Source organism: Pedobacter jaeyakensis (assembly GCF_054461315.1).
Map to the genome: position 1 here is coordinate 595531 of NZ_CM136921.1, position 20882 is coordinate 616412.

General features: G+C 39.6%; 20 protein-coding genes. 12 read left to right on the top strand and 8 right to left on the bottom strand.

Annotated features, from left to right (window positions below; all coding sequences use genetic code 11):
* The first annotated feature begins 15 nt into the window (after positions 1 to 15).
* Positions 16 to 780: a hypothetical protein gene (locus ACXZ1K_RS02745; RefSeq protein WP_458971853.1), complete on the top strand. Its 765-nt coding sequence runs from the start codon at positions 16 to 18 to the stop codon at positions 778 to 780.
* Between the two features lies 1 nt (position 781).
* Here ACXZ1K_RS02745 and ACXZ1K_RS02750 read toward each other — a convergent pair whose 3' ends face one another.
* Positions 782 to 1441 (bottom strand): DUF6266 family protein, encoded by a 660-nt coding sequence (locus ACXZ1K_RS02750; protein ID WP_458971854.1) that lies wholly within the window; start codon positions 1439 to 1441, stop codon positions 782 to 784.
* A 199-nt stretch (positions 1442 to 1640) separates the two neighbouring features.
* Positions 1641 to 2072 (bottom strand): hypothetical protein, encoded by a 432-nt coding sequence (locus ACXZ1K_RS02755; RefSeq protein ID WP_458971855.1) that lies wholly within the window; start codon positions 2070 to 2072, stop codon positions 1641 to 1643.
* An 18-nt stretch (positions 2073 to 2090) separates the two neighbouring features.
* Between ACXZ1K_RS02755 and ACXZ1K_RS02760 the strand changes: the two genes are divergently transcribed.
* Entirely contained in the window at positions 2091 to 2438 is a 348-nt protein-coding gene (locus ACXZ1K_RS02760; RefSeq protein ID WP_458971856.1) for a phage holin family protein, read from the top strand.
* Here the strand turns inward: ACXZ1K_RS02760 and ACXZ1K_RS02765 are convergent, their stop codons facing one another.
* The 3 genes from ACXZ1K_RS02765 to panC form a co-directional block, all read right to left on the bottom strand.
* Positions 2439 to 3578 carry an acyl-CoA dehydrogenase gene (locus ACXZ1K_RS02765; protein WP_458971857.1) on the bottom strand — a complete coding sequence of 380 codons (1140 nt, stop codon included), beginning with the start codon at positions 3576 to 3578 and terminating at the stop codon, positions 2439 to 2441.
* Positions 3579 to 3674: 96 nt separating this feature from the next.
* Complete coding sequence (panD, locus tag ACXZ1K_RS02770) at positions 3675 to 4025, bottom strand: aspartate 1-decarboxylase (RefSeq protein WP_458971858.1); 351 nt, start codon at positions 4023 to 4025, stop codon at positions 3675 to 3677.
* A 13-nt stretch (positions 4026 to 4038) separates the two neighbouring features.
* The gene (gene panC / locus ACXZ1K_RS02775) at positions 4039 to 4878 is read right to left on the bottom strand and encodes a pantoate--beta-alanine ligase (protein WP_458971859.1); all 840 of its coding nucleotides are present in this window, start codon (positions 4876 to 4878) and stop codon (positions 4039 to 4041) included.
* Positions 4879 to 5031: 153 nt separating this feature from the next.
* Between panC and ACXZ1K_RS02780 the strand changes: the two genes are divergently transcribed.
* The 3 genes from ACXZ1K_RS02780 (at position 5032) to glmS (ending at position 9252) form a co-directional block, all read left to right on the top strand.
* Positions 5032 to 5856: a glycogen/starch synthase gene (locus ACXZ1K_RS02780; RefSeq protein ID WP_458971860.1), complete on the top strand. Its 825-nt coding sequence runs from the start codon at positions 5032 to 5034 to the stop codon at positions 5854 to 5856.
* A gap of 16 nt (positions 5857 to 5872) precedes the next feature.
* A complete protein-coding gene (locus ACXZ1K_RS02785; RefSeq protein WP_458971861.1) occupies positions 5873 to 7336 on the top strand; it encodes a DUF4270 family protein in 1464 nt (487 codons plus the stop codon).
* Between the two features lie 77 nt (positions 7337 to 7413).
* On the top strand, positions 7414 to 9252 hold the full coding sequence (gene glmS, locus ACXZ1K_RS02790) for a glutamine--fructose-6-phosphate transaminase (isomerizing) (protein WP_458971862.1): 1839 nt from the start codon (positions 7414 to 7416) through the stop codon (positions 9250 to 9252).
* Between the two features lie 53 nt (positions 9253 to 9305).
* Here glmS and ACXZ1K_RS02795 read toward each other — a convergent pair whose 3' ends face one another.
* Both ACXZ1K_RS02795 and mutY read right to left on the bottom strand, forming a co-directional pair.
* Entirely contained in the window at positions 9306 to 9731 is a 426-nt protein-coding gene (locus ACXZ1K_RS02795; protein WP_457287250.1) for a single-stranded DNA-binding protein, read from the bottom strand.
* 14 nt (positions 9732 to 9745) lie between these two features.
* Positions 9746 to 10801 carry an A/G-specific adenine glycosylase gene (gene mutY / locus ACXZ1K_RS02800; RefSeq protein ID WP_458971863.1) on the bottom strand — a complete coding sequence of 352 codons (1056 nt, stop codon included), beginning with the start codon at positions 10799 to 10801 and terminating at the stop codon, positions 9746 to 9748.
* Between the two features lie 174 nt (positions 10802 to 10975).
* Between mutY and ACXZ1K_RS02805 the strand changes: the two genes are divergently transcribed.
* The 7 genes from ACXZ1K_RS02805 (at position 10976) to ACXZ1K_RS02835 (ending at position 17890) form a co-directional block, all read left to right on the top strand.
* Positions 10976 to 11278, top strand: coding sequence for an HU family DNA-binding protein (locus ACXZ1K_RS02805; RefSeq protein ID WP_458971864.1), 303 nt, complete (start codon positions 10976 to 10978; stop codon positions 11276 to 11278).
* 5 nt (positions 11279 to 11283) lie between these two features.
* Positions 11284 to 12147, top strand: a complete 864-nt coding sequence (locus ACXZ1K_RS02810) for a tetratricopeptide repeat protein (protein WP_458971865.1) — start codon at positions 11284 to 11286, stop codon at positions 12145 to 12147.
* A 245-nt stretch (positions 12148 to 12392) separates the two neighbouring features.
* Complete coding sequence (locus ACXZ1K_RS02815; RefSeq protein ID WP_458971866.1) at positions 12393 to 13943, top strand: Rne/Rng family ribonuclease; 1551 nt, start codon at positions 12393 to 12395, stop codon at positions 13941 to 13943.
* A gap of 109 nt (positions 13944 to 14052) precedes the next feature.
* A complete protein-coding gene (gene radA, locus ACXZ1K_RS02820; RefSeq protein ID WP_458971867.1) occupies positions 14053 to 15429 on the top strand; it encodes a DNA repair protein RadA in 1377 nt (458 codons plus the stop codon).
* Between the two features lie 339 nt (positions 15430 to 15768).
* Positions 15769 to 16248, top strand: a complete 480-nt coding sequence (locus ACXZ1K_RS02825) for a DUF4920 domain-containing protein (protein WP_458971868.1) — start codon at positions 15769 to 15771, stop codon at positions 16246 to 16248.
* A 121-nt stretch (positions 16249 to 16369) separates the two neighbouring features.
* Positions 16370 to 16927: a LemA family protein gene (locus tag ACXZ1K_RS02830; protein WP_458971869.1), complete on the top strand. Its 558-nt coding sequence runs from the start codon at positions 16370 to 16372 to the stop codon at positions 16925 to 16927.
* Entirely contained in the window at positions 16928 to 17890 is a 963-nt protein-coding gene (locus ACXZ1K_RS02835; protein WP_458971870.1) for a DUF3137 domain-containing protein, read from the top strand.
* Between the two features lie 34 nt (positions 17891 to 17924).
* Here ACXZ1K_RS02835 and carB read toward each other — a convergent pair whose 3' ends face one another.
* Entirely contained in the window at positions 17925 to 20741 is a 2817-nt protein-coding gene (carB, locus tag ACXZ1K_RS02840; RefSeq protein ID WP_458971871.1) for a carbamoyl-phosphate synthase large subunit, read from the bottom strand.
* Between the last annotated feature and the right edge of the window lie 141 nt (positions 20742 to 20882).

A 20882-nucleotide genomic window follows, 5' to 3' on the forward strand; every position in this document is an offset into this window, starting at 1 on the left:
CATCCAATGCATATAATGAAATTTAAACTATTGCTGCCATGCATGTTCTTAACCACAATTGCCGTGTGCCAAATTCCGGAAAAGAAAACCGTGAGGACATCTTCTGTTATTGCTAAAGGCAGCGACCTAATTAATAGGCTGGGCGACTTAAACATTACTGATGAAAACGTTTATGATGAGGAAGGTAATTTTGTATCACCCGCAGATGTAAAAGCCAAATTAAGAACCTACGAATACATCATGTCCGTAAGGAAATTGAATAAATTTTCTGACTTTAAACATGTCATCTCCAAAATAAATTTGAAAATCCAGGCCCAGAGAGATTCCATGACTAAATTGATGCTGCAACCAGAGAACCCTAAGTTAATAGAGGGACAAATTTTGGATCTAAAGCCACTCCAAAAATACATGAGTGAAGATCAGCTTAGCGGCAAGGCCATTGCAATTTTCTTCTGGTCTTCTGGCTACAATGGCTCAGGCAGTAATGTATATAGTCAACTTAACGAGGTTTTTGAAACCTACAGAAATCCTGATAAATTTGAAATATTGGTTGTAAACAATCTTCCAACTGAACAAGCATTGCGTTTGTTAGAAAAAAGTCCGATAGTTAATACCCGGCTTATTCTGAATGCACAAGATGTAATCAATGCTTATCAAACGAAAAACAACATGTTAGTTTTGCTAACTGATCAAAACCATAAAATCCTTTATTCAGCAACTAGCAGTGCAGAAATGACTCCAAGGCAACTTAACGGCTATCTAAAAGCAATGTTCAAATAACCTATTTGGCAGGCACCACAATCTTCCCCATATATAAGCTATGTGCCTGGCTGGAGCGATCTCTTGCCACGAAACCCATATAAACATGGTATTCAACGGCTTCATTGTCGCGAGTAAGCTGCAATGAATCCGTGCCAGTTTTCCTGAATGCACCAGTAGGCTGACCAACTTTTAATCCGTTTAATAATCCATCCTCAACGGGCGAATAGGCCAACATAAATACCTGATCATAATCATTTCCATTTTCGCCAATTTCTGTGCTCCAGGTAAATGTAAGCACATCATCTAAACCTAAAGCGACCGCAGCAGTTGCAGGAAAATGCAAATCTCCGCCACTTACCCTTACCTTCTCCGGATTAACAAATTGGTTTGGATATTCTCCATCTATTGCGTTGTTCAATGCATAAGACACTGCTCCTCTGTACCCACCGGTTTTTGTACCGTAATCTTTATAGCCTATCCTTAAATATGTCTTTAAGGGCTTCATGAAATGCTGCACCTTAGAAAAACCGTCTGTGTTAGATTTCTCTTTCTTTGTTTTTTTTCCTCTTCTTTTCCTCGGTCTGGAACGCACAAATCCTTCTCCATTTACTACATAGAATACTGCGTTTCCTACTTTGCCCGAAACCGAACCATTTACTCCATTTGTTGCTTTTCCCATAACGATTAATACTAGATTGGTTTTAAACCAAAGCAAAATTAATAATGTTTTTAAACTTTAACAAAACATCATTTAAACAATAATTGATTGTATAAGCATTGTATAACCAATGTTTAAATATTGTATAAATATTGTTTTAGCTTATAACTAAACCCAAGCTTCACTGCACTCATAAAGTAGATTGAAGCCTATTAATTTTTTATCTAGTAAGATTCTTTTGCACTGGTTTAACCCCTGTACTTAGGCTTCCTTTGGCAATGCTTTCGGCGTCGCCGAATTTAGCATTGATATGAGTGATGATCAGATAATCCCTGCCTTTTACAAAAGGTTGTTGGGGCGTAAATACTACACTGCTGTCGGTAGTTAAATACTTTCCCTCAATAGGCTCTTCTTTCAAAGTAGAGTCTTTTGCTGATGGTGTTTGCAGAACGGAAATTAGTTCCCGGTAAACTGAGTCTGTGCTTTCAAGATTTTTTAGTGCCAACAAGCCCGGCTGATCAATATTATCAATGACGATACTGCTGCTATCTGCTGAAAAATGAATAGATAGTGGCTTATTATTTGATGTGGAACAAGCCAACATGCTTACTGATATAATTAAAACTGATAACTTAGCGAAACACTTAACCATTCCACTAAATTAAACAATATGAGACTGATTATAGAAATATTAATAATGGGACTTGCAGTATTTCTTGGCGCAAGATTAGTACCCGGGGTAAATGTAGACGGTTTTGGAACCGCAATTATTGCTGCTTTGCTGATTGCGCTGGCCAATGCTACTATAGGCTTTATTTTAAGGCTGCTTACTTTTCCTATTAACTTTCTAACACTTGGCTTAATGTCTTTCGTGATCACGGTGTTAATGATCATGTTGGTTGCCAACGCCATGCAGGGTTTTAGTACTACAGGATTCTGGGCATCCGCTTTTCTTGCGATAGCGATAGCGCTGATAAAAGCGATACTAGGCAGTTTAATTGGATCTGGAAAAAGATAGTTACTTTAGGATATCCCTGGAAATAACCAGCTTCTGAATCTCTGAAGTGCCTTCATAGATCTGAGTGATTTTAGCATCGCGCATTAATCTTTCTACATGGTATTCTTTAACAAAGCCATAACCTCCGTGGATTTGTACCGCTTCTACAGTTACGTCCATAGCAACTTTTGAAGCATACAATTTAGCCATTGATCCCGCAAGGGTATAGGGTTGACCCTGGTCTTTAAGCCAGGCAGCTTTGTAAACTAACAACCTTGCGGCTTCAATGTTGGTGGCCATATCTGCCAGTTTAAAAGCGATAGCCTGATGATCTGAAATGGGTTTGCCAAAGGATTTACGGTCTTTGGAATAGGCCAGGGCCAATTCGTAAGCACCAGCGGCGATGCCTAAGGCTTGGGCAGCGATACCAATGCGACCACCTTCTAAGGTTTTCATGGCAAACTTAAACCCAAACCCTTCCTCACCTATCCTGTTTTCTTTTGGAACTTTAACGTCGTTAAACATTAAAGAATGCGTATCCGAACCACGGATTCCCATCTTGTTTTCTTTCGGACCAATCGTAAATCCCTCCATGCCTTTTTCTACAATAAAAGCATTGATGCCTTTATGTTTCAAAGACCGGTCGGTTTGCGCGATCACTAAATAAGTAGATGCGGTACTGCCATTGGTGATCCAGTTTTTAGTGCCATTGAGCAGGTAATAATCGCCTTTATCTTCTGCGGTAGTTTGTTGCGAGGTGGCATCAGATCCGGCTTCGGGTTCCGACAAACAAAAGGCACCAATTTTTTCTCCGGCAGCAAGTGGTTTTAAGTATTTTTCTTTTTGCGCTTCGGTTCCGTAGGCTTCTAAACCATAACAAACTAAAGAATTATTTACGGATACAACAACTGAGGCGGAGGCATCAACTTTAGACAACTCTTCCATTACCAATACATAGGAAATGGCATCCATGCCGCTCCCATTGTATTTTTCAGCAACCATCATCCCCAGAAAACCAAGTTCACCAAGCTTTTTAACTTCCTCTGCAGGAAATTTCTGGTGCTCGTCTCTTTCGATTACGCCTGGCTTCAGTTCTTGCTGTGCAAAATCCCTTGCAGCCTGCTGGATCATCAATTGTTCTTCAGTTAGTTGAAATAGCATAATTTTATTAATCAAATAATAAGTTAAGCCAAATTTAACTAATCTGAATGAAATTACTATGGCTGCATAGTAAATATTTAATGAGGGGTAATACGACTACTTTAGGAGGCGGTTGTTATCATCTGGAAACACCAATATAGGATGGTAGTTTCTGGCTTCTTCCTGCGAAAGGGAGCCATAAGACATAATAATCAATATATCTCCAACCTGAACTTTACGTGCCGTTGCACCGTTCAAACAAACAGTACCGGTACCCCGTTCACCTTTAATCACATAGGTTTCGAAACGCTCGCCGTTATTGTTGTTAACGATCTGTACTTTTTCGTTTGCAATAATGTTTGCGGCGTCCATCAAATCTTCATCAATGGTAATGCTGCCAACGTAGTTAAGTTCTGCCTGTGTTACTTTAACACGGTGTATCTTCGATTTTAATATCTCGATAATCATGGAGCAAAGTTACTTAAAAAAGTAGCACATTATCAATTAAGCGCGTTTGGCCAACTTTAGCGGCTACCAGGGCTACAAGGTTACCTTCCGTTTTATCCTTTGCAGGAAGCAGGGTATCCTGATTGGCGATGGTAAAATAATCAAGTTCTACATCTTTGACCCCGTTTATTATTTCCTTCGCTTTATCCAGCAGTTCGGCTATACTGAATTGCTGAAAATTATCTTTTACAAAATTAAGTGCCTTACTTAAAACTAAGGAATGAGCCCTATCGGCATCGCTCAAATGGATATTACGGGAGCTCATGGCCAACCCGTCTTCCTCCCTTATAATAGGGCATGAAAAGAGCTCGACATCCATGTTAAACTTCGCAACCATATTGCGGATCATTAATACCTGCTGAAAATCTTTTTGACCGAACATGGCTACGTCTGGCTGCACGGCATCAAACAGTTTTTTTACAATTTGGGTAACTCCCTGGTAGTGACCCCTGCGAAATTCTCCTTCCAAAAGGAACTCTGCCGGACCAAGATCGATATGCCATTCCTCTGGTGATGGGTACATCTCTTTCACAGAAGGCATGAAAACAAGATCGCAACCTGCACTTCTTAGCATCTCAATATCGTGTTCTAATGGCCTGGGATATTTTTCCAGATCCTTTGGATCTGTAAACTGGGTTGGGTTTACAAAAATGCTGCAAACGATCACATCGGCGTGTTGTTTAGCAATGTCAATTAAGGAGACATGGCCTTTATGGAGTGCGCCCATTGTTGGTACAAGCGCAATTTTCTGCTTAGCCAATTTAATTGGACTTAGCAGCGACTTTAGCGCTGCAATAGTGTGTATAACTTTCAAACCAGCTAATAAAATTTCAGGGAGTAAAGTTGGTTATTTATATATTCTGAACAAAACATCTTGCGTATTATCTTGATAAATGTTATAATTATGCTTACCTTTGCCCCTTGATAATCTTTTCTTTAACATAAATTTTTATTTACGAATATGGAGATGGCAAAAACGAAGCTACTGATTGTTACACACGAGATGTCGCCTTTCCTTGAACTCACAAAGATTTCAGAAATTACCCGCCAGTTACCTCAGGCAATGCAGGATAAAGGATTTGAGATCCGCATCTTAATGCCAAGGTTTGGGAACATTAATGAAAGAAGGAACAGATTACACGAGGTGATTCGCCTGTCGGGTATGAACATCATTATTGACGACAACGACAACCCACTGATCATCAAAGTTGCTTCTATTCCTGCTGCCCGCATGCAGGTGTATTTCCTTGATAACGAAGATTATTTTCAGCGCAAGTATGTTTTCAGAGATAAAGAGAACAAATTTTATGCTGACAACGATGAAAGAACAATTTTCTTTTGCAAAGGAGCGCTTGAGACCGTTAAAAAATTAGGCTGGTCTCCGGATATTGTTCACTGCCATGGCTGGATGACATCACTTGTTCCTGCATATATTAAAACTACGTATAAAAACGACCCTACTTTTAAGAATTCTAAAGTAGTATATTCTGTTTACGAAGACTGTTTCACCGAAACCCTTAACACAGATCTTTACAAAAAAGCAGTAATGAGCGCTATGACAATTGAAGATACGAAAGTATTTGAAAAAGCAGATTGTGCAGCATTGCATATGGGTGCTATAACTTACTCTGATGCAGTAGTTTTAGCTGATGAAAAGATCAATTCTGATGTGTTAAAATTTGTTAAAGATTCCAATAAACCAACTTTAGCTTTTAATTTAACCGAAAATTTTGAAAACTTCTATGCTTTATATGAAGAGATTTCAAATGAAGAATTGGTTTCAATAGCATAAACTCAGGTACTTAAATATGAAATTTATAAAACAAGACTTATTGACACTGTTGATAGGTCTTTTTCTTTTGTCTTCTTGCAAAGACGCTAATACAATTGGTTTTGAACTTGACCCTACCCTTGCTACTAAAGGGACATTAAATAATACCGTTACCGTAAAAGCAGTTACCGAAAAAGATGTTCCAACAAGCTCATTGGGCGTTGCAAGACATCCATTAGGGTATATTAGCGGTGATGCTACTTTCGGCACTACAGAAGCTAGTCTTTCAATGGCGGTTTCACTACAAACAGCAGGTTATAGTTTTGGTAAAAACCCTACTATAGATTCGGCCATTCTGACTTTACCGTATCAAAGAACGATTAAACCAATAACAGGAGTTGTTATAAATGAATTTTATGGAGATACCGCAACGACTGTTTACAGTCTTAGGGTTCAGCAATTAAAAGAAGACATTACTTTTCAAACTAATTTTTCAAGCGATAGGGATTATGCTGTTGAAACACCTGTTATTGGAACGTTTACCGGAAAGATCAGTCCGAATACCCCAGTTAGGATTTTTGATATAGTGGTGGGCAAACCCGATACATCTCGATATGTTGTTCCTGAATTAAGGATTAAGCTGGATAATGCATTTATTCAAAATAACATACTAAACCTGGATTCTGTAACGCTTGCCAAAAATTCACGTTTTTCGGCGGCATTTAAAGGTTTGCGTATCAGTGTTGATAAAGCAACCTCAACAGGTAAAGGCGGAATTATGATGATTGATTTTGCTGGCACAAATGCAAACCTCCAGCTTTACTATAAAAAAGACATTACCAATTCGGTTTCTAAGGATACAGTTGGCGTAAGTTTTCCAATTTCCATAACAACGGGACCAGTTGCTGCTACGATAAAACATGACTATTCAGGAACGCCTGTTCAAACACAGCTGACTGCCCCAAATCCAGTAACGCCGTATAGCGTAAGTTATCTTCAGGGGTTAACAGGATTGCGTACCAAGCTTTCTTTCCCAGATCTCGCTGCTTTTGCAAGTACTGTTAAAGGAACTGGTACAAACTCCAGAATTGTGGTAAACCGGGCTGAACTTGTGGTCAACGTTGCCTCAGGATCTGATGTAGCACCATTTACACCTGCCAGGAGATTAGTCCTGTATAGAAACGACATTGCCGGCAATCGGGTTAATTTGATTGATTACACCGCTACTAACGGCAATTTCTATGTTGGCGGCAGTGATTCTATTTACGGACAGTATGATTCTGTAAACAAAAGATATGTATTTGTGCTAACAGGTTATTTGCAAGATTTGATTGATGGAAAAACGGAAGATTATGGAACATACCTTTCAGTTGTAGGTCATGATGAAACGGTACTAACGCCTAATCTTACTTCACCATCACGTTCGGTTATTTCTTCGTCTAACCCTGCTACAGGCGACAAAGCAATCAAACTAAATATCTATTACACAAAGGTGAACTAGATATTTCATTAACTATACTTTTATATCCTCCGAGATTACTTAATTTCGGAGGATTTATTTTTTTAATACATAAATATATGTGCGGAATAGTTGGTTATATTGGCCACAGAGAAGCCTGGCCTTTAATTATAAAAGGACTTAAAAGATTAGAATACAGAGGCTATGACAGTGCCGGTATCGCACTGATAGCTGACCATCAATTAAACATTTATAAAAAAGCTGGAAAGGTTACCGAGCTGGAAGCCTTTGCTGAAGGGAAGAATTTAAGCGGTACTATTGGTATAGGGCATACCCGCTGGGCTACACATGGTGCTCCTTCGGATAGAAATTCTCATCCACATACTTCTAATAACGGCAAGCTTACCATCATCCACAATGGAATTATAGAAAATTATGCCACCATTAAAGAAGAACTGCTGAGTCGCGGTCACCAATTTAATAGCGACACAGATACGGAGGTATTGATTCACCTTATTGAAGAAATTTATAAGAATGAGCAAACCGACTTGTTGGAAGCTGTACGTTTGGCACTGAGAGAAGTTAATGGTGCCTATGCTATTGTGGTAATGGATGAAGACCAGCCCGATCAGCTTATTGCAGCAAGAAAAGGTAGTCCGATGGTTATCGGTGTGGGTGAAGGTGAATACTTTATTGCTTCTGATGCGACACCAATAGTTGAGTATACCAAAAACGTGATCTACTTGAACGACAATGAGATCGCTTTTGTAAAGCGAGACGACCTTTTGATCAAGCGATTAGACAATGTGGTTCAAACCCCTTATATACAAGAACTGGAGTTAAAACTTGAGATGCTTGAAAAGGGAGGTTACGAGCACTTTATGCTTAAAGAAATTAATGAGCAACCTCGTTCTGTTAGAGATTGCCTTCGCGGTAGGATCTATCCCAACGAAGGAAGAGTTCAACTTGGCGGTATAAGTGAGTATGCACATAAGCTTAAGAATGTTGACAGGATCATTATTGTTGCCTGCGGAACATCGTGGCATGCCGGTCTTGTTGGGGAGTACCTGATTGAAGAATATGCAAGGATACCTGTGGAAGTAGAATATGCTTCTGAGTTTAGGTATAGAAATCCAATAATCACAGAAAAAGATGTAGTGATTGCCATTTCACAATCTGGCGAAACAGCAGACACAATGGCTGCCATAGAGATGGCAAAAGAAAAAGGCGCTACCATATTTGGCGTTTGCAACGTTGTTGGCGCATCTATTCCAAGAATTACACATGCTGGGGCTTATACCCATGCGGGACCAGAAATTGGTGTGGCATCTACAAAAGCATTTACTGCACAGGTTACTGTGCTAACGTTAATTGCGTTCCATCTTGCGCAGCAAAAAGGTACACTGACGAGTTCTAAACTTGCAGAATTACTTACTGAATTAGATAATATTCCTGCTAAGATTGAAAAAGCTCTTCAATCAGATGCATTGATAAAAGAGATTGCCTATAAATTTAAAGATTCCAGGAACTGCTTATTTTTAGGTAGAGGAAGTGGCTTCCCTGTAGCCTTAGAAGGTGCGCTTAAACTAAAAGAGATTTCTTACATCCATGCGGAAGGCTATCCGGCTGCAGAGATGAAACATGGTCCGATTGCCCTTATTGATGAAGAAATGCCAGTAGTGGTTATTGCGACAAAAAATTCATCGTATGAAAAGGTAATCAGCAATATTCAGGAAGTTAAGGCAAGAAAGGGTATTGTATTGGCCATTGTTACTGAAGGAGATGTGGATGTTAGGAATATGGTAGATTACTGTATAGAAATACCTGATGCGAGTGAAGCATTTTTACCATTGCTTGCCACCATTCCTCTACAACTACTATCTTACCATATAGCGGTAATGAGGGGTTGCAACGTAGATCAGCCAAGGAACCTGGCGAAATCTGTAACTGTAGAATAAAAAAAGAGGGCTCGTGCTTAAGCGCGAGCCCTCTTTTTTGAATGCTTTAAATGCTAAAAAGGTAAATCTCCTGAAGGATCACTATCCAGGTAATCGCCCTCACTCTTTGGTGTGCTGTTCTCAGTAGTTGAAGGTGTGTGCTCAAAATCACTTTTACGACCCAGGATGGTAAAGTTCTCCGCTACTACTTCTGTTACATATTTCTTAATTTTTTCACGGTCTTCAAAAGATCTCGTACGAAGCTTTCCTTCTATATAAACCAGCTTACCCTTCTGTAAATATTTGGAAGCCACCTCTGCCAAACCCCTCCATAGCACAATATTGTGCCACTCGGTTTGCTCTACCCTTTTTCCATCCTTATTATAGGTTTCTGATGTAGCCAAAGGAAAACTGGCTACAGTAACACCTCCATCTAAATGTCTTACTTCTGGGTCCTTCCCCAAATGCCCGACTAAAATAACTTTGTTAATACCTGACATGCAATCTCGTTTTTTTATACTTGGTTAGTAAAATGCTTATTAATAAAATTAGCGATAACTTTAGGTTGAGGTAACTGTTCAAATTCAACTAAAGTAACCCATTTTATATCTGCATTCTGATTAAAGTTAATGATATAATTATCTAAAGCAAAAAAATCAACATATATAGTTTGGTGCGTAAGCAAGTGTCGTTTTTGCTCCAAATGCGTAATGTTAACACCAGCTCCATAGCTTTTGTTTAACTGTACGCCGAAGAATTCCACATCATCCAGATAGTTTTTTTCAGTCTCTATAAGTGGCAGATCAAATAGCTCCTGCCAGATATCAGAACTGGTTCTTTGGTGGACTAAAATCTGCTGTTCCTTAACGCATAAAAAATAGTTAAAGTAACGGGTGCGCTTCTTCAATTTTTTTTCCTTAACAGGAAGAACATCCACAAGATGATGAGCAAGCGCATAACATCCGGATTGAAGCGGGCAGATCTGACAATTTGGAGATCTTGGCTTACATTGCAATGCCCCAAATTCCATGATGGCCTGGTTGTAGAGAGAAGGTTTTTGTCCGACGATCAGCTCCCGCGCAAGCGCAATAAACTCTTTCTTCCCATCAGTACTATTGATCGGAGTGGTGATACCAAAATAGCGTGACAATACCCGGAACACATTGCCATCCAATACTGGTTTTAGCTCATCAGCAGAAAAAGAAGATATCGCAGCAGCAGTATAATCACCCACCCCCTTTAATTGGATTAACTGATCATAACCGGTAGGAAAAACATTTTGATATTCTGTGGAAATCTGCTGAGCAGTATACAGCATATTCCTTCCTCTGGAATAATAACCGAGGCCCTGCCAAAGCTTTAATATTTGTGTTTCGGATGCCGCGGCAAATTCAGCAACAGTTGGAAAAGCGTCCAAAAATTTTGTGAAATAAGGGAGGCCCTGCTCTACGCGAGTTTGCTGTAAAATAATTTCGGAGAGCCAAATTACATATGGGTCTCGGGTATTCCGCCAGGGGAGGTCTCTCTTATTTTGTAAATACCAGGTAATAATTTCGATCTGGAAACTCATAAAAACAAAAATACGGCGTTATTGAATTGGTTTTTTATAAAACTTGCAATAGGCTGATACATGGTGCGACAAATAAATCATCTTTTATTTTCCTATCTCGTTAAAAAGCAATACTTTTGCAACCCCAAAACACTTATAATAGTAACAAACACAATAATTTAAATAACATAAAATATGACTAAGGCAGATATTATTTCAGAAATATCAACGAAAACAGGAATTGAAAAAGTAGATGTACAGGAAACCGTTGAAGCATTTTTCAAAGTGATCAAGTCAAGCATGATCAGTGGGGAAAATGTTTATGTAAGAGGTTTTGGAAGTTTTGTTGTTAAGAAGAGAGCACAAAAAACTGCAAGAAATATTTCAAAGAATACAGCAATTATCATTCCTGAGCATTTCGTACCTAGCTTTAAACCTGCAAAAGTATTTGTAGATAAAGTAAAAAGTAACTCTAAGAAAGTAAGCGTAGAAGCTTAATCATTATGCTCAACAGTATCCGTTCAAAACAGTTAGTAATAATAGGGGCAGTTTTCCTGCTCGTAGCTTTCTTGTTTACGCGTGATATTAAAGGGCTGGTAAAGCCGAAAGAGCAAAACGGGAAAGGGCCGGCCGCCAGCGGACAGATGGCTCCCCAATCAGCAACACCTATTAATCTTGCAGAAGTATCAGCCTCGGCTAAAAATGCTGTAAGCCCAAGTATTGCTTCAGAGATCACATCTTTGGAGCAATCTTATAATGCTGCCTCCGGGAGCGAGAAAGCTACTGCGGCAAAAGCGCTTGCACAGAAATGGGATGATGTAGAACAAATAGTACCAAGTTCATTATACCTCGAGATCTTTGCAAATGAAGATAAGTCGCTTAAAAGTTGGCTTGATGCTGGAGATAAATTGTCAAAAGCATTTGACAACACCCGTGACAGCTTACTGCAACCTGCCCTTTTGCAGAAAGCAAATACGGCATACACCAATGCGCTAGCTTTAGACTCTACCAACATAGAGGCAAAAACAGGGCTTGGGATTACAATTGTAAATGGGATGGGCATGCCAATGCAAGGGATAGCAATGCTTCTTGATGTGGTGAAGAAGGATCCAAAGAATTTGAAAGCAAATACAAGTCTTGGAACCTTTGCAATTAAATCAGGTCAGTTTGATAAAGCGATAACTCGTTTTAAAGACATCATTGCAATTCAGCCTTCGCCGGATGCGTATTTTTACTTGGCTACTGCGTACGAGAATCTAGGTAAAAACCCGGAAGCTATCGAGGCTTACCTGCAGAGCAAAAAGCTTGCAGCGAACCCTACGCTATCCAAGTTTATCGATGATAAGGTCATCGAGCTAAAAAAATAAAAGTTAATAAACAGATTTATAAAAATATTTAAATTACAAAACTATGCCAAGCGGTAAAAAAAGAAAAAGACATAAAATGGCTACGCACAAACGTAAAAAACGCCTTAGAAAAAACAGACATAAGAAAAAATAGTTTTTCTTAGTTGAATGCCCCGGCAATCTATGATAATCATGAATTGCCGGGAGCAATTTTTTGCGTTTTTGTCCATGTGTTTATAAGGCATAAGCCTTTAATTCTGTAGCTTTTGGTAAAAGAACTAATTATAGATTCCTCTCCTCTGGGAGTGACCATAGCTTTAGTTGAAGACAAGCAACTTGTAGAACTTCATAAGGAACAGATCAATAATAACTACGCCGTAGGCGACATTTATCTTGGCCGCATTAAGAAAATTATGCCCGGACTAAATGCCGCATTCGTTGATGTTGGTTATGAAAAAGATGCATTTCTGCATTATTTTGATCTTGGTCCCCAAGTTCAGTCTTTAATAAAGCTCACTAAAATTAAGCGTAATGGCTCTGTTAATGGAACCTTATTAGATAATTTTAAGTTAGAGGGGGATATCAACAAAGCCGGCAAAATATCTGAAGTAGTCAGTAAAAACCTTATACTTCCAGTTCAAATTGCCAAAGAACCAATATCAACAAAGGGCCCGAGACTCAGTTCTGATCTCTCTATTGCAGGCCGTTATATTGTACTGGTTCCATTTTCCAACGTAATTTCCATATCTAAAAAGATCAAGAGCAATACTGAACGTAATCGTTTAAAAAAGATTATTGAAAGTATTAAGCCGAAGAACTTTGGTGTGATCATCAGGACCGTTTCTGAAAGTAAAGGCGTTGCCGAACTGCAGAAAGATCTACTGGATTCTGTGGCCAAATGGGAAAACTTCATTAAGAAGCTACCGGAGGCCGAACCTTCTAAGAGGGTATGGGGAGAAATGGATCGGACTTCAACACTAATCCGTGATATCCTTAGCTCCGACTTTACAAACGTTTATGTAAACGACGCCGGACTTTTCGAAGATATCCGCTCCTATGTTCACGAAATCTCACCTGAAATGGAAAAGATCGTGAAGCTTTACAAGCATAAAGAACCAATCTTTGAGCATTTCAGCATTGAAAAGCAAATCAAGAATTCGTTTGGCAAAACGGTAAACCTGGCAGGAGGTGCGTATCTTGTTGTTGAGCACACTGAAGCCCTTCACGTTATTGACGTAAACAGCGGCAATAGAACAGCAAGTAAAGAGAATCAGGAAGAAAATGCATTACAAGTAAACAGGGAAGCCGCAAAAGAGATTGCCCGTCAACTTCGTTTACGTGATATGGGTGGTATTGTGGTCATCGATTTTATCGATATGCACAAAGCTACTAACAGAAAAATTCTTTTTGATTACCTGAAAGACCTCATGTTGCTTGACAGAGCCAAGCACACCATATTGCCTCCTAGTAAATTTGGATTAGTTCAGATTACCCGCCAGCGTGTTAGGCCGGAAATGAATATCGTAACCAGCGAAAAATGTCCAACTTGTGCAGGTACAGGAGAGATTAAGGCAAGTATCGTTCTGATGGATGACATCGAGAATAATTTGACCTATATTTTGCAAGAGCAAAATGAAAAAAATATTACGCTTTGTGTACACCCTTACATTGAAGCTTTCATAAAAAAAGGGATCATTTCACTACAATGGAAATGGTTCTTCAAATTCGGTCAGCGTGTTAAGATCCGTTCAGTACCTTCTTACAGCCTAACTGAATTTCATTTTCTTTCTTCTAAAGACGAAGAAATCAAATTATAAAAAAACGAGCTTTGATAACAGGCCTGAATTCTACGAATTCGGGCCTGTTTATTTTTACAACTTATTACAATATAATCTAAATTCGTAAACGTTATTTAATCGAATTCAATTGGCTAAAATCAAATCAGCATATTTCTGCCAGAGCTGTGGTTATGAATCTGCAAAATGGCTGGGCAAATGTCCTTCTTGCCAGCAATGGAACACTTTTGTTGAAGAAGTCGTAGAAAAACCTACTGCTAAAGTTCCAACTTGGAAAAACAGTACAGAAACGCAGCGGGTGAACAAACCGACAAGGGTTAGCGACATCCAGATCATACGGGAAGAGCGAATGCTAAGTGGAGACACAGAACTAGATCGCGTATTAGGCGGGGGTATTGTCCCGGGCTCAGTAATTTTAATTGGAGGAGAACCTGGCATCGGTAAATCAACACTGATGCTCCAGCTGGCCCTCAACATCCCCGGCAAAAAAATCTTATACGTTTCCGGAGAAGAAAGTGAACATCAAATCAAAATGAGGGCAGAAAGGATAACGACCAGTCCGACAGCTAATTGCTTTATCCTTACAGAAACCTCTACACAAAATATCTTTAAACAAATAGAACAAACTGAGCCAGATGTGCTGATCATAGATTCTATACAAACCTTACATTCAGCGCACATCGAGTCCACTCCTGGAAGCGTATCGCAAATTAGGGAATGTGCTGCAGAATTGTTGCGGTTTGCTAAAGAGACAGATACACCAGTGTTTTTAATTGGTCACATCACTAAAGATGGAGCAATTGCAGGTCCGAAAATATTGGAGCATATGGTAGATACGGTGCTTCAATTCGAGGGGGACAGGCACCATGTCTACCGAATATTACGTGCGATAAAAAACAGGTTTGGCGCTGCTGCAGAATTGGGGATATACGGAATGCATGCCAGTGGATTAAGGCAGGTTTCCAATCCTTCAGAAATTCTTCTGTCACAGCGTGATGAAGAACTGAGTGGCATTGCAATTTCTGCAACGCTAGAAGGCGCCAGGCCAATGCTTATAGAAACACAGGCATTGGTTAGCACAGCAGCTTACGGAACGCCTCAACGATCTGCAAATGGGTTTGACACCAAGCGAATGAACATGCTCCTGGCAGTACTTGAAAAACGTTGTGGATTTAAACTAAGCATGCGTGATGTTTTTTTAAACATAGCGGGTGGGATAAAAGTTGAAGACCCGGCAATAGATTTGGCAATCCTGGCGGCAATCGTGTCTTCCCACGAAGATATCTTTATTTCCTCCAAAACCTGTTTTGCTGCAGAGGTTGGCTTATCTGGAGAGATCAGGGCGGTAAATCGCATAGAGCAAAGGATATTAGAAGCTGAAAAACTAGGCTTCGAATCCATATTTATTTCCTCATTTAACATGAAGGGCTTAGATAGGAACAAATTCGGAATACTTATTAAGGCTGCAAGTAAAATTGAGGATGTGTTCTCTGAACTCTTCGGCTAGACGCAATTCCCCAAAACGGGCAATATGTTGCATAATTACGCATTTTGGGGCTTATTTTACCTAACTAGGAATTGCCTACAACTTAAGAAAAAAGATATAATTCGCTATATTTCAACTATATAAGCCCATCATTACCTACCGGTGACATTTGGCCTATAAGTTGTATTAGTTAATTTGTTATCATTCATTTATGATTGATGACTAACAATAGGGATGATTATCCTCGTTATCGTAAGATGGCGAGGATTTTTTTATGCCATTACAAATTTTTAGCTAGCTCTATGCTAGAACATTTTTACTATATTAACGCTATCAAAAACGAATAAATAAAAAGGGCTCATGAAATTCAAAACCTCAATTATTGGCTTTACATTCTGTTTAATCACAATGTGTGCTTCTGCTCAGGAAGCCATCAAACAAATCGCTCCGAAGACGTTTGGCGAGGGAGTTAAACTGGTAAACATTAAACCTGTAGCCAAGATGGAAGCGGCGATGGGCGATAAAGATTCGGTTAACATGAAAATCTCAGGAGAAGTTGTGGATGTATGTAAGAAAAAAGGTTGTTGGATGACGTTGAAGATGCCTGACGGGGAGCCGATTGGTATTACCTTCAAAGACTACGGATTCTTTATGCCAATGGACATCGTCGGTAAAAAAGTTGCACTTGATGGAATCGCAAAAAAACAGACCATCTCCGTTGAAACTTTACGCCATTATGCTGAAGATGCTCATCAATCTGCAGAAGAAGTGGCTGAAATTACTGACCCTAAAAAAGAACTTGCTTTTGAAGCTAAAGGTGTAGTGATCCTTAATAATTAGCGAATAAGCTAATTAACGGTAAAAGAAATCCATTTTTCATTAAAGATCAATGACTTTCATGATGAATACCGAATAATTTCTTAGAAATTTATATATTAGCTGCATAACCAAATCCCAAATTATGATCATTGCAGCCATTATATTAGTTGTGGTCCTATTATTCGGCATCACATTCTATAATTCTCTTATCGGTAAGAAAAATCAGGTCACAAACGCATTTTCGTCAATAGATGTGATGCTTAAAAAGCGATTTGACTTAATTCCAAATCTTGTTGAAACGGTTAAGCAGTATATGCAACACGAATCAGCAACGCTAACTAAAATCGTAGAATTAAGAAGTCAGGCAGGAAACTTAACGTTAACTACGGAACAAAAGATAGATCTTGACAAACAACTAAGCACGGGCGTGCGGAGTTTGATGTTAAGTGTTGAAAGCTATCCAGACCTAAAAGCAAACCAAAACTTCATTAATTTACAAAGTACGTGGACTGAAAGTGAAGAACAAATTGCTGCTGCCAGAAGAACCTATAACGCAGCTGTTACTGATTATAACAATGCAATCATGATGTTCCCTGGAAGCCTTGTAGCGGGCATGCTAAATTATCAACCAATGTCTGTGTTAGCCAGCACAGAAGAAGAGCGTCAAAACATCAGTGCAAAATCTCTTTTTAATAGTTAGATGCCCGAAGCAACAATCGTTTCCAATCTTCAAAATACATTAGTTGAATTAGAAGTTCAACGTAAAGATGTTTCGAGCGCTAAGCTAAAGAGCTATTTGATTATTGGTACAGGAGTCTTGCTAGGAGTAGCAGCTTTTTTATTCAGCGATCTACTTCTACTAAGTGCAATTGGCGGAGGCATAACACTAATTGTTGGCTTTGTGTTCCTTAGTAAGGCTTCACAAAAATTTAACGAATATCGCCATGAGTTTAAGCAACGCGTTATAGGTGCCGCACTAAAATCGATTGACAATAGTCTGGAATTGCAATACGAAAAGGGACTCTCTGAAGGTAATTTCGTTGCATCTCAGCTTTTCACGCAACGTCCAGATCGTTACAAGAGTCAAGACCAGGTCTACGGAAGCGCGGGAAGTACCAAGTTCTCATTTTCTGAAGTGCATGCAGAATACAAGACAGTAACGCAAACAAAAAACGGCCGACAAGAGCATTGGCATACCATCTTGAAAGGGATTGTTTTCTGTGCAGATTTTAACAAGCATTTTAACGGCACCACAGTCGTAAGACCAAAAGACTTTGGGGCAGCAATTGGCGCCTGGATATCCGACAAAGTAAGCATCTTCTCCTCTTCAGACAAAGAGTTAGTAAAATTGGAAAATACAGATTTCTGCAATACGTTTGTTACCTATTCAACCGACCAGGTAGAAGCCAGATACATCCTTACCCCGGCAATGATGGAAAGGTTATGTGAATTGGACCATAAAACTAAGGAAACCATTTCCGTCTCTTTTACTGACAGCTATGTTTATATCGCCTTTCCGCTTTCCAAAGACTATTTTGAACCACCTGTTTTTAAAAGTTTGCTAGACGGTAATTTCCTGGAGGAAGACTTGGGCGTAATCCGATTTATGTATGAGATCATCAATGAACTTGACCTCAATACCCGGATATGGGGCAAAAATTAGGCATAAAAAAAAGTCCCTTTCGGGACTTTCAATACTATTTCGACAAGTACATCGACTTATCTTTATAAAGCTTTCTGAAGTAAGGGTCTTCCAAATCTTTAATAAATCGGATAGATTCTCCAGTTGATTTCATCTCAGGACCTAATTCTTTAGTTACCTCTGGGAATTTATCATAAGAGAAAACAGGTTCTTTAATAGCATATCCTGCAAGCTTACGCTCGATGGTGAAGTCTTTTAATTTGTTAACCCCTAACATGATTTTCGCAGCGATATTGATATAAGGAACATCATACGCCTTAGCGATAAAAGGAACCGTTCTTGAAGCCCTTGGATTTGCCTCTATCACATAAACTTTGTCGTTTTTAACCGCAAACTGTATGTTTAACAAGCCTATCACATTCAGTGCTCTTGCTATTTTCTTCGAGTAAGTTTCCATGTCGTTAATCACCTTTTCAGATAAACTAAACGGTGGCAATACCGCAAAAGAATCTCCAGAATGGATACCTGCAGGCTCGATGTGCTCCATTAACCCAACAATATGAACATCATCTCCGTCGCTGATAGAATCAGACTCGGTTTCTTCTGCCCTATCCAGGAAATGATCAATCAGCACCCGGTTACCCGGCAAGTCGCCCAACAGTTTAACTACAGCTTTCTCCAGATCTTCATCATTGATTACGATGCTCATCCCTTGTCCGCCCAATACATAACTTGGTCTAACCAATACCGGGTAGCCTACTTCATTGGCAACAACAATCGCCTCTTCCGCATTTTCTGCGACACCGTATTTTGGATAAGGAATATCTAATTCTTTTAGAAGATCAGAGAAACGGCCCCTGTCTTCCGCGATATCCATATCGTTATAAGAAGTACCAATAATCTTAATTCCAGCTTGATGAAGCTTTTCTGCCATTTTCAATGCTGTCTGTCCGCCCAGCTGTACAATTACACCTACAGGACTCTCCAGTTCAATGATTTCACGTACATGTTCCCAGAACACAGGCTCAAAGTATAACTTATCAGCCATATTAAAGTCTGTAGAAACCGTCTCAGGATTACAGTTGATCATGATGGCTTCAAATCCAGATTCTTTTGCCGCTAGTAAACCATGTACACAAGAGTAATCAAATTCAATTCCCTGACCAATACGGTTAGGGCCTGATCCCAGTACGATAATTTTCTTCTTGTCCGAAGGTATAGATTCGTTTTCTTCCTCGTACGTGGAGTAATAATAAGGTGTCTGTGCAGCAAACTCAGCGGCGCAGGTATCTACCATTTTGTAAACACGTCTGATGCCCAGTGATTTTCTGCGTTCATAAACCTCATCTTCAGTTACGTTACCCAGCAAGTAAGCGATCTGAACATCGGAGAATCCTTTTTGCTTAAGGTTGAAGAAGAAATCTTTTGGTATATTATTTAAAGAATAGCGTTTCAATTCGGTTTCCAGGAATACCAATTCCTGTATCTGAGATAAGAACCATTTGTCAATCTTGGTTACCTTACGGATAGATTCCAATGGAACACCCATGCTCATCGCATCCTTGATCAGGAACAAACGGTTCCAGCTTGGATGCTCCAAACCATGCATAATGTCTTCAATGTTACGAACATGTTTGCCATCGGCACCTAAACCTGCGCGTCCTATCTCTAAGCTCTGGCAAGCTTTCTGTAAAGCCTCTATAAAAGTACGGCCAATTGCCATTACCTCACCAACAGATTTCATCTGCAAGCCGAGCTCCATGTTGGCACCTTTAAATTTATCGAAGTTCCATCTTGGCACTTTAACAATTACATAGTCAAGTGTTGGCTCAAAGTAAGCAGAGGTAGTTTTAGTGATTTGATTTTCAACTTCATCCAGGTTATAACCGATAGCCAGTTTCGCAGCTATTTTAGCGATTGGATAACCAGTTGCTTTACTTGCCAGTGCAGATGAACGCGAAACCCTTGGGTTAATTTCAATAGCGATAATGTCATCATTATCAGGATTAACGGAGAACTGTACATTACAGCCCCCTGCGAAGTTACCAATAGCCCTCATCATTTTGATAGCCTGGTTACGCATTTCCTGATAACACCTGTCAGACAAGGTCATTGCAGGAGCAACGGTGATGGAATCACCGGTGTGAATACCCATTGGGTCAAAGTTCTCGATAGAACAGATGATGATTACGTTATCGTTGCTGTCTCTCAACAACTCTAGTTCATATTCCTTCCAGCCTAGAACCGCTTTTTCTACGAGCACTTCATGTGTTGGAGAGGCTTCTAAACCACGCTTAAGTGCTGCATCAAATTCTTCTTTTTTGTGAACAAAACCACCCCCGGATCCACCAAGTGTATAAGAAGGACGGATAACCAAAGGATAGCCGATTTCTTGTGCCGCTTCTTTACCTTCCAGAAAGGAGTTTGCGATCTTTGAAGGTGCAACACCCACACCTATATCTACCATCAACTGACGGAATGCTTCCCTATTCTCGGTCTTCTCAATTGCTGCGGTATCAACACCAATAATCCTGACACCGTATTTCTCCCAAATACCATGCTCTTCTGCCTCAATACAAAGATTTAAGGCTGTCTGGCCACCCATGGTAGGTAGTACAGCATCAATTTTACGTTCTATCAAAATCTCTTCAATAGAAGCCACTGTCAATGGTCTGAGATAAACATGATCTGCAATTACCTTATCGGTCATAATAGTAGCAGGATTGGAATTGATAATTGAAACTTCAATTCCTTCATCTTTTAACGATAATGCTGCTTGGGATCCTGCGTAATCAAACTCGCAAGCCTGACCAATAATAATTGGTCCAGATCCGATAATCAGTACTGAGCGTATGGAGGTGTCTTTTGGCATAAAATGATCTATTTATAGACAGAATCGTCCCGGGAGATACATTGATCATCAACATAGATCACCGACTCTTCTGTCGGGATGCAAAGTTACGCTTTTGCACATTACAAACCACGTATTTTTTCAAAAACAGAAAAAGGGCCC

What these genes read in the sequence shown, in the direction of transcription:
- ACXZ1K_RS02745 (WP_458971853.1), top strand. Translation starts at nt 16, where the DNA reads ATGAAATTTAAACTATTGCTGCCATGCATGTTCTTAACCACAATTGCC.
- ACXZ1K_RS02750 (WP_458971854.1), bottom strand. Translation starts at nt 1,441, where the DNA reads ATGGGAAAAGCAACAAATGGAGTAAATGGTTCGGTTTCGGGCAAAGTA.
- ACXZ1K_RS02755 (WP_458971855.1), bottom strand. Translation starts at nt 2,072, where the DNA reads ATGGTTAAGTGTTTCGCTAAGTTATCAGTTTTAATTATATCAGTAAGC.
- ACXZ1K_RS02760 (WP_458971856.1), top strand. Translation starts at nt 2,091, where the DNA reads ATGAGACTGATTATAGAAATATTAATAATGGGACTTGCAGTATTTCTT.
- ACXZ1K_RS02765 (WP_458971857.1), bottom strand. Translation starts at nt 3,578, where the DNA reads ATGCTATTTCAACTAACTGAAGAACAATTGATGATCCAGCAGGCTGCA.
- panD (WP_458971858.1), bottom strand. Translation starts at nt 4,025, where the DNA reads ATGATTATCGAGATATTAAAATCGAAGATACACCGTGTTAAAGTAACA.
- ACXZ1K_RS02780 (WP_458971860.1), top strand. Translation starts at nt 5,032, where the DNA reads ATGGCAAAAACGAAGCTACTGATTGTTACACACGAGATGTCGCCTTTC.
- ACXZ1K_RS02785 (WP_458971861.1), top strand. Translation starts at nt 5,873, where the DNA reads ATGAAATTTATAAAACAAGACTTATTGACACTGTTGATAGGTCTTTTT.
- glmS (WP_458971862.1), top strand. Translation starts at nt 7,414, where the DNA reads ATGTGCGGAATAGTTGGTTATATTGGCCACAGAGAAGCCTGGCCTTTA.
- ACXZ1K_RS02795 (WP_457287250.1), bottom strand. Translation starts at nt 9,731, where the DNA reads ATGTCAGGTATTAACAAAGTTATTTTAGTCGGGCATTTGGGGAAGGAC.
- mutY (WP_458971863.1), bottom strand. Translation starts at nt 10,801, where the DNA reads ATGAGTTTCCAGATCGAAATTATTACCTGGTATTTACAAAATAAGAGA.
- ACXZ1K_RS02805 (WP_458971864.1), top strand. Translation starts at nt 10,976, where the DNA reads ATGACTAAGGCAGATATTATTTCAGAAATATCAACGAAAACAGGAATT.
- ACXZ1K_RS02810 (WP_458971865.1), top strand. Translation starts at nt 11,284, where the DNA reads ATGCTCAACAGTATCCGTTCAAAACAGTTAGTAATAATAGGGGCAGTT.
- ACXZ1K_RS02825 (WP_458971868.1), top strand. Translation starts at nt 15,769, where the DNA reads ATGAAATTCAAAACCTCAATTATTGGCTTTACATTCTGTTTAATCACA.
- ACXZ1K_RS02830 (WP_458971869.1), top strand. Translation starts at nt 16,370, where the DNA reads ATGATCATTGCAGCCATTATATTAGTTGTGGTCCTATTATTCGGCATC.
- ACXZ1K_RS02835 (WP_458971870.1), top strand. Translation starts at nt 16,928, where the DNA reads ATGCCCGAAGCAACAATCGTTTCCAATCTTCAAAATACATTAGTTGAA.
- carB (WP_458971871.1), bottom strand. Translation starts at nt 20,741, where the DNA reads ATGCCAAAAGACACCTCCATACGCTCAGTACTGATTATCGGATCTGGA.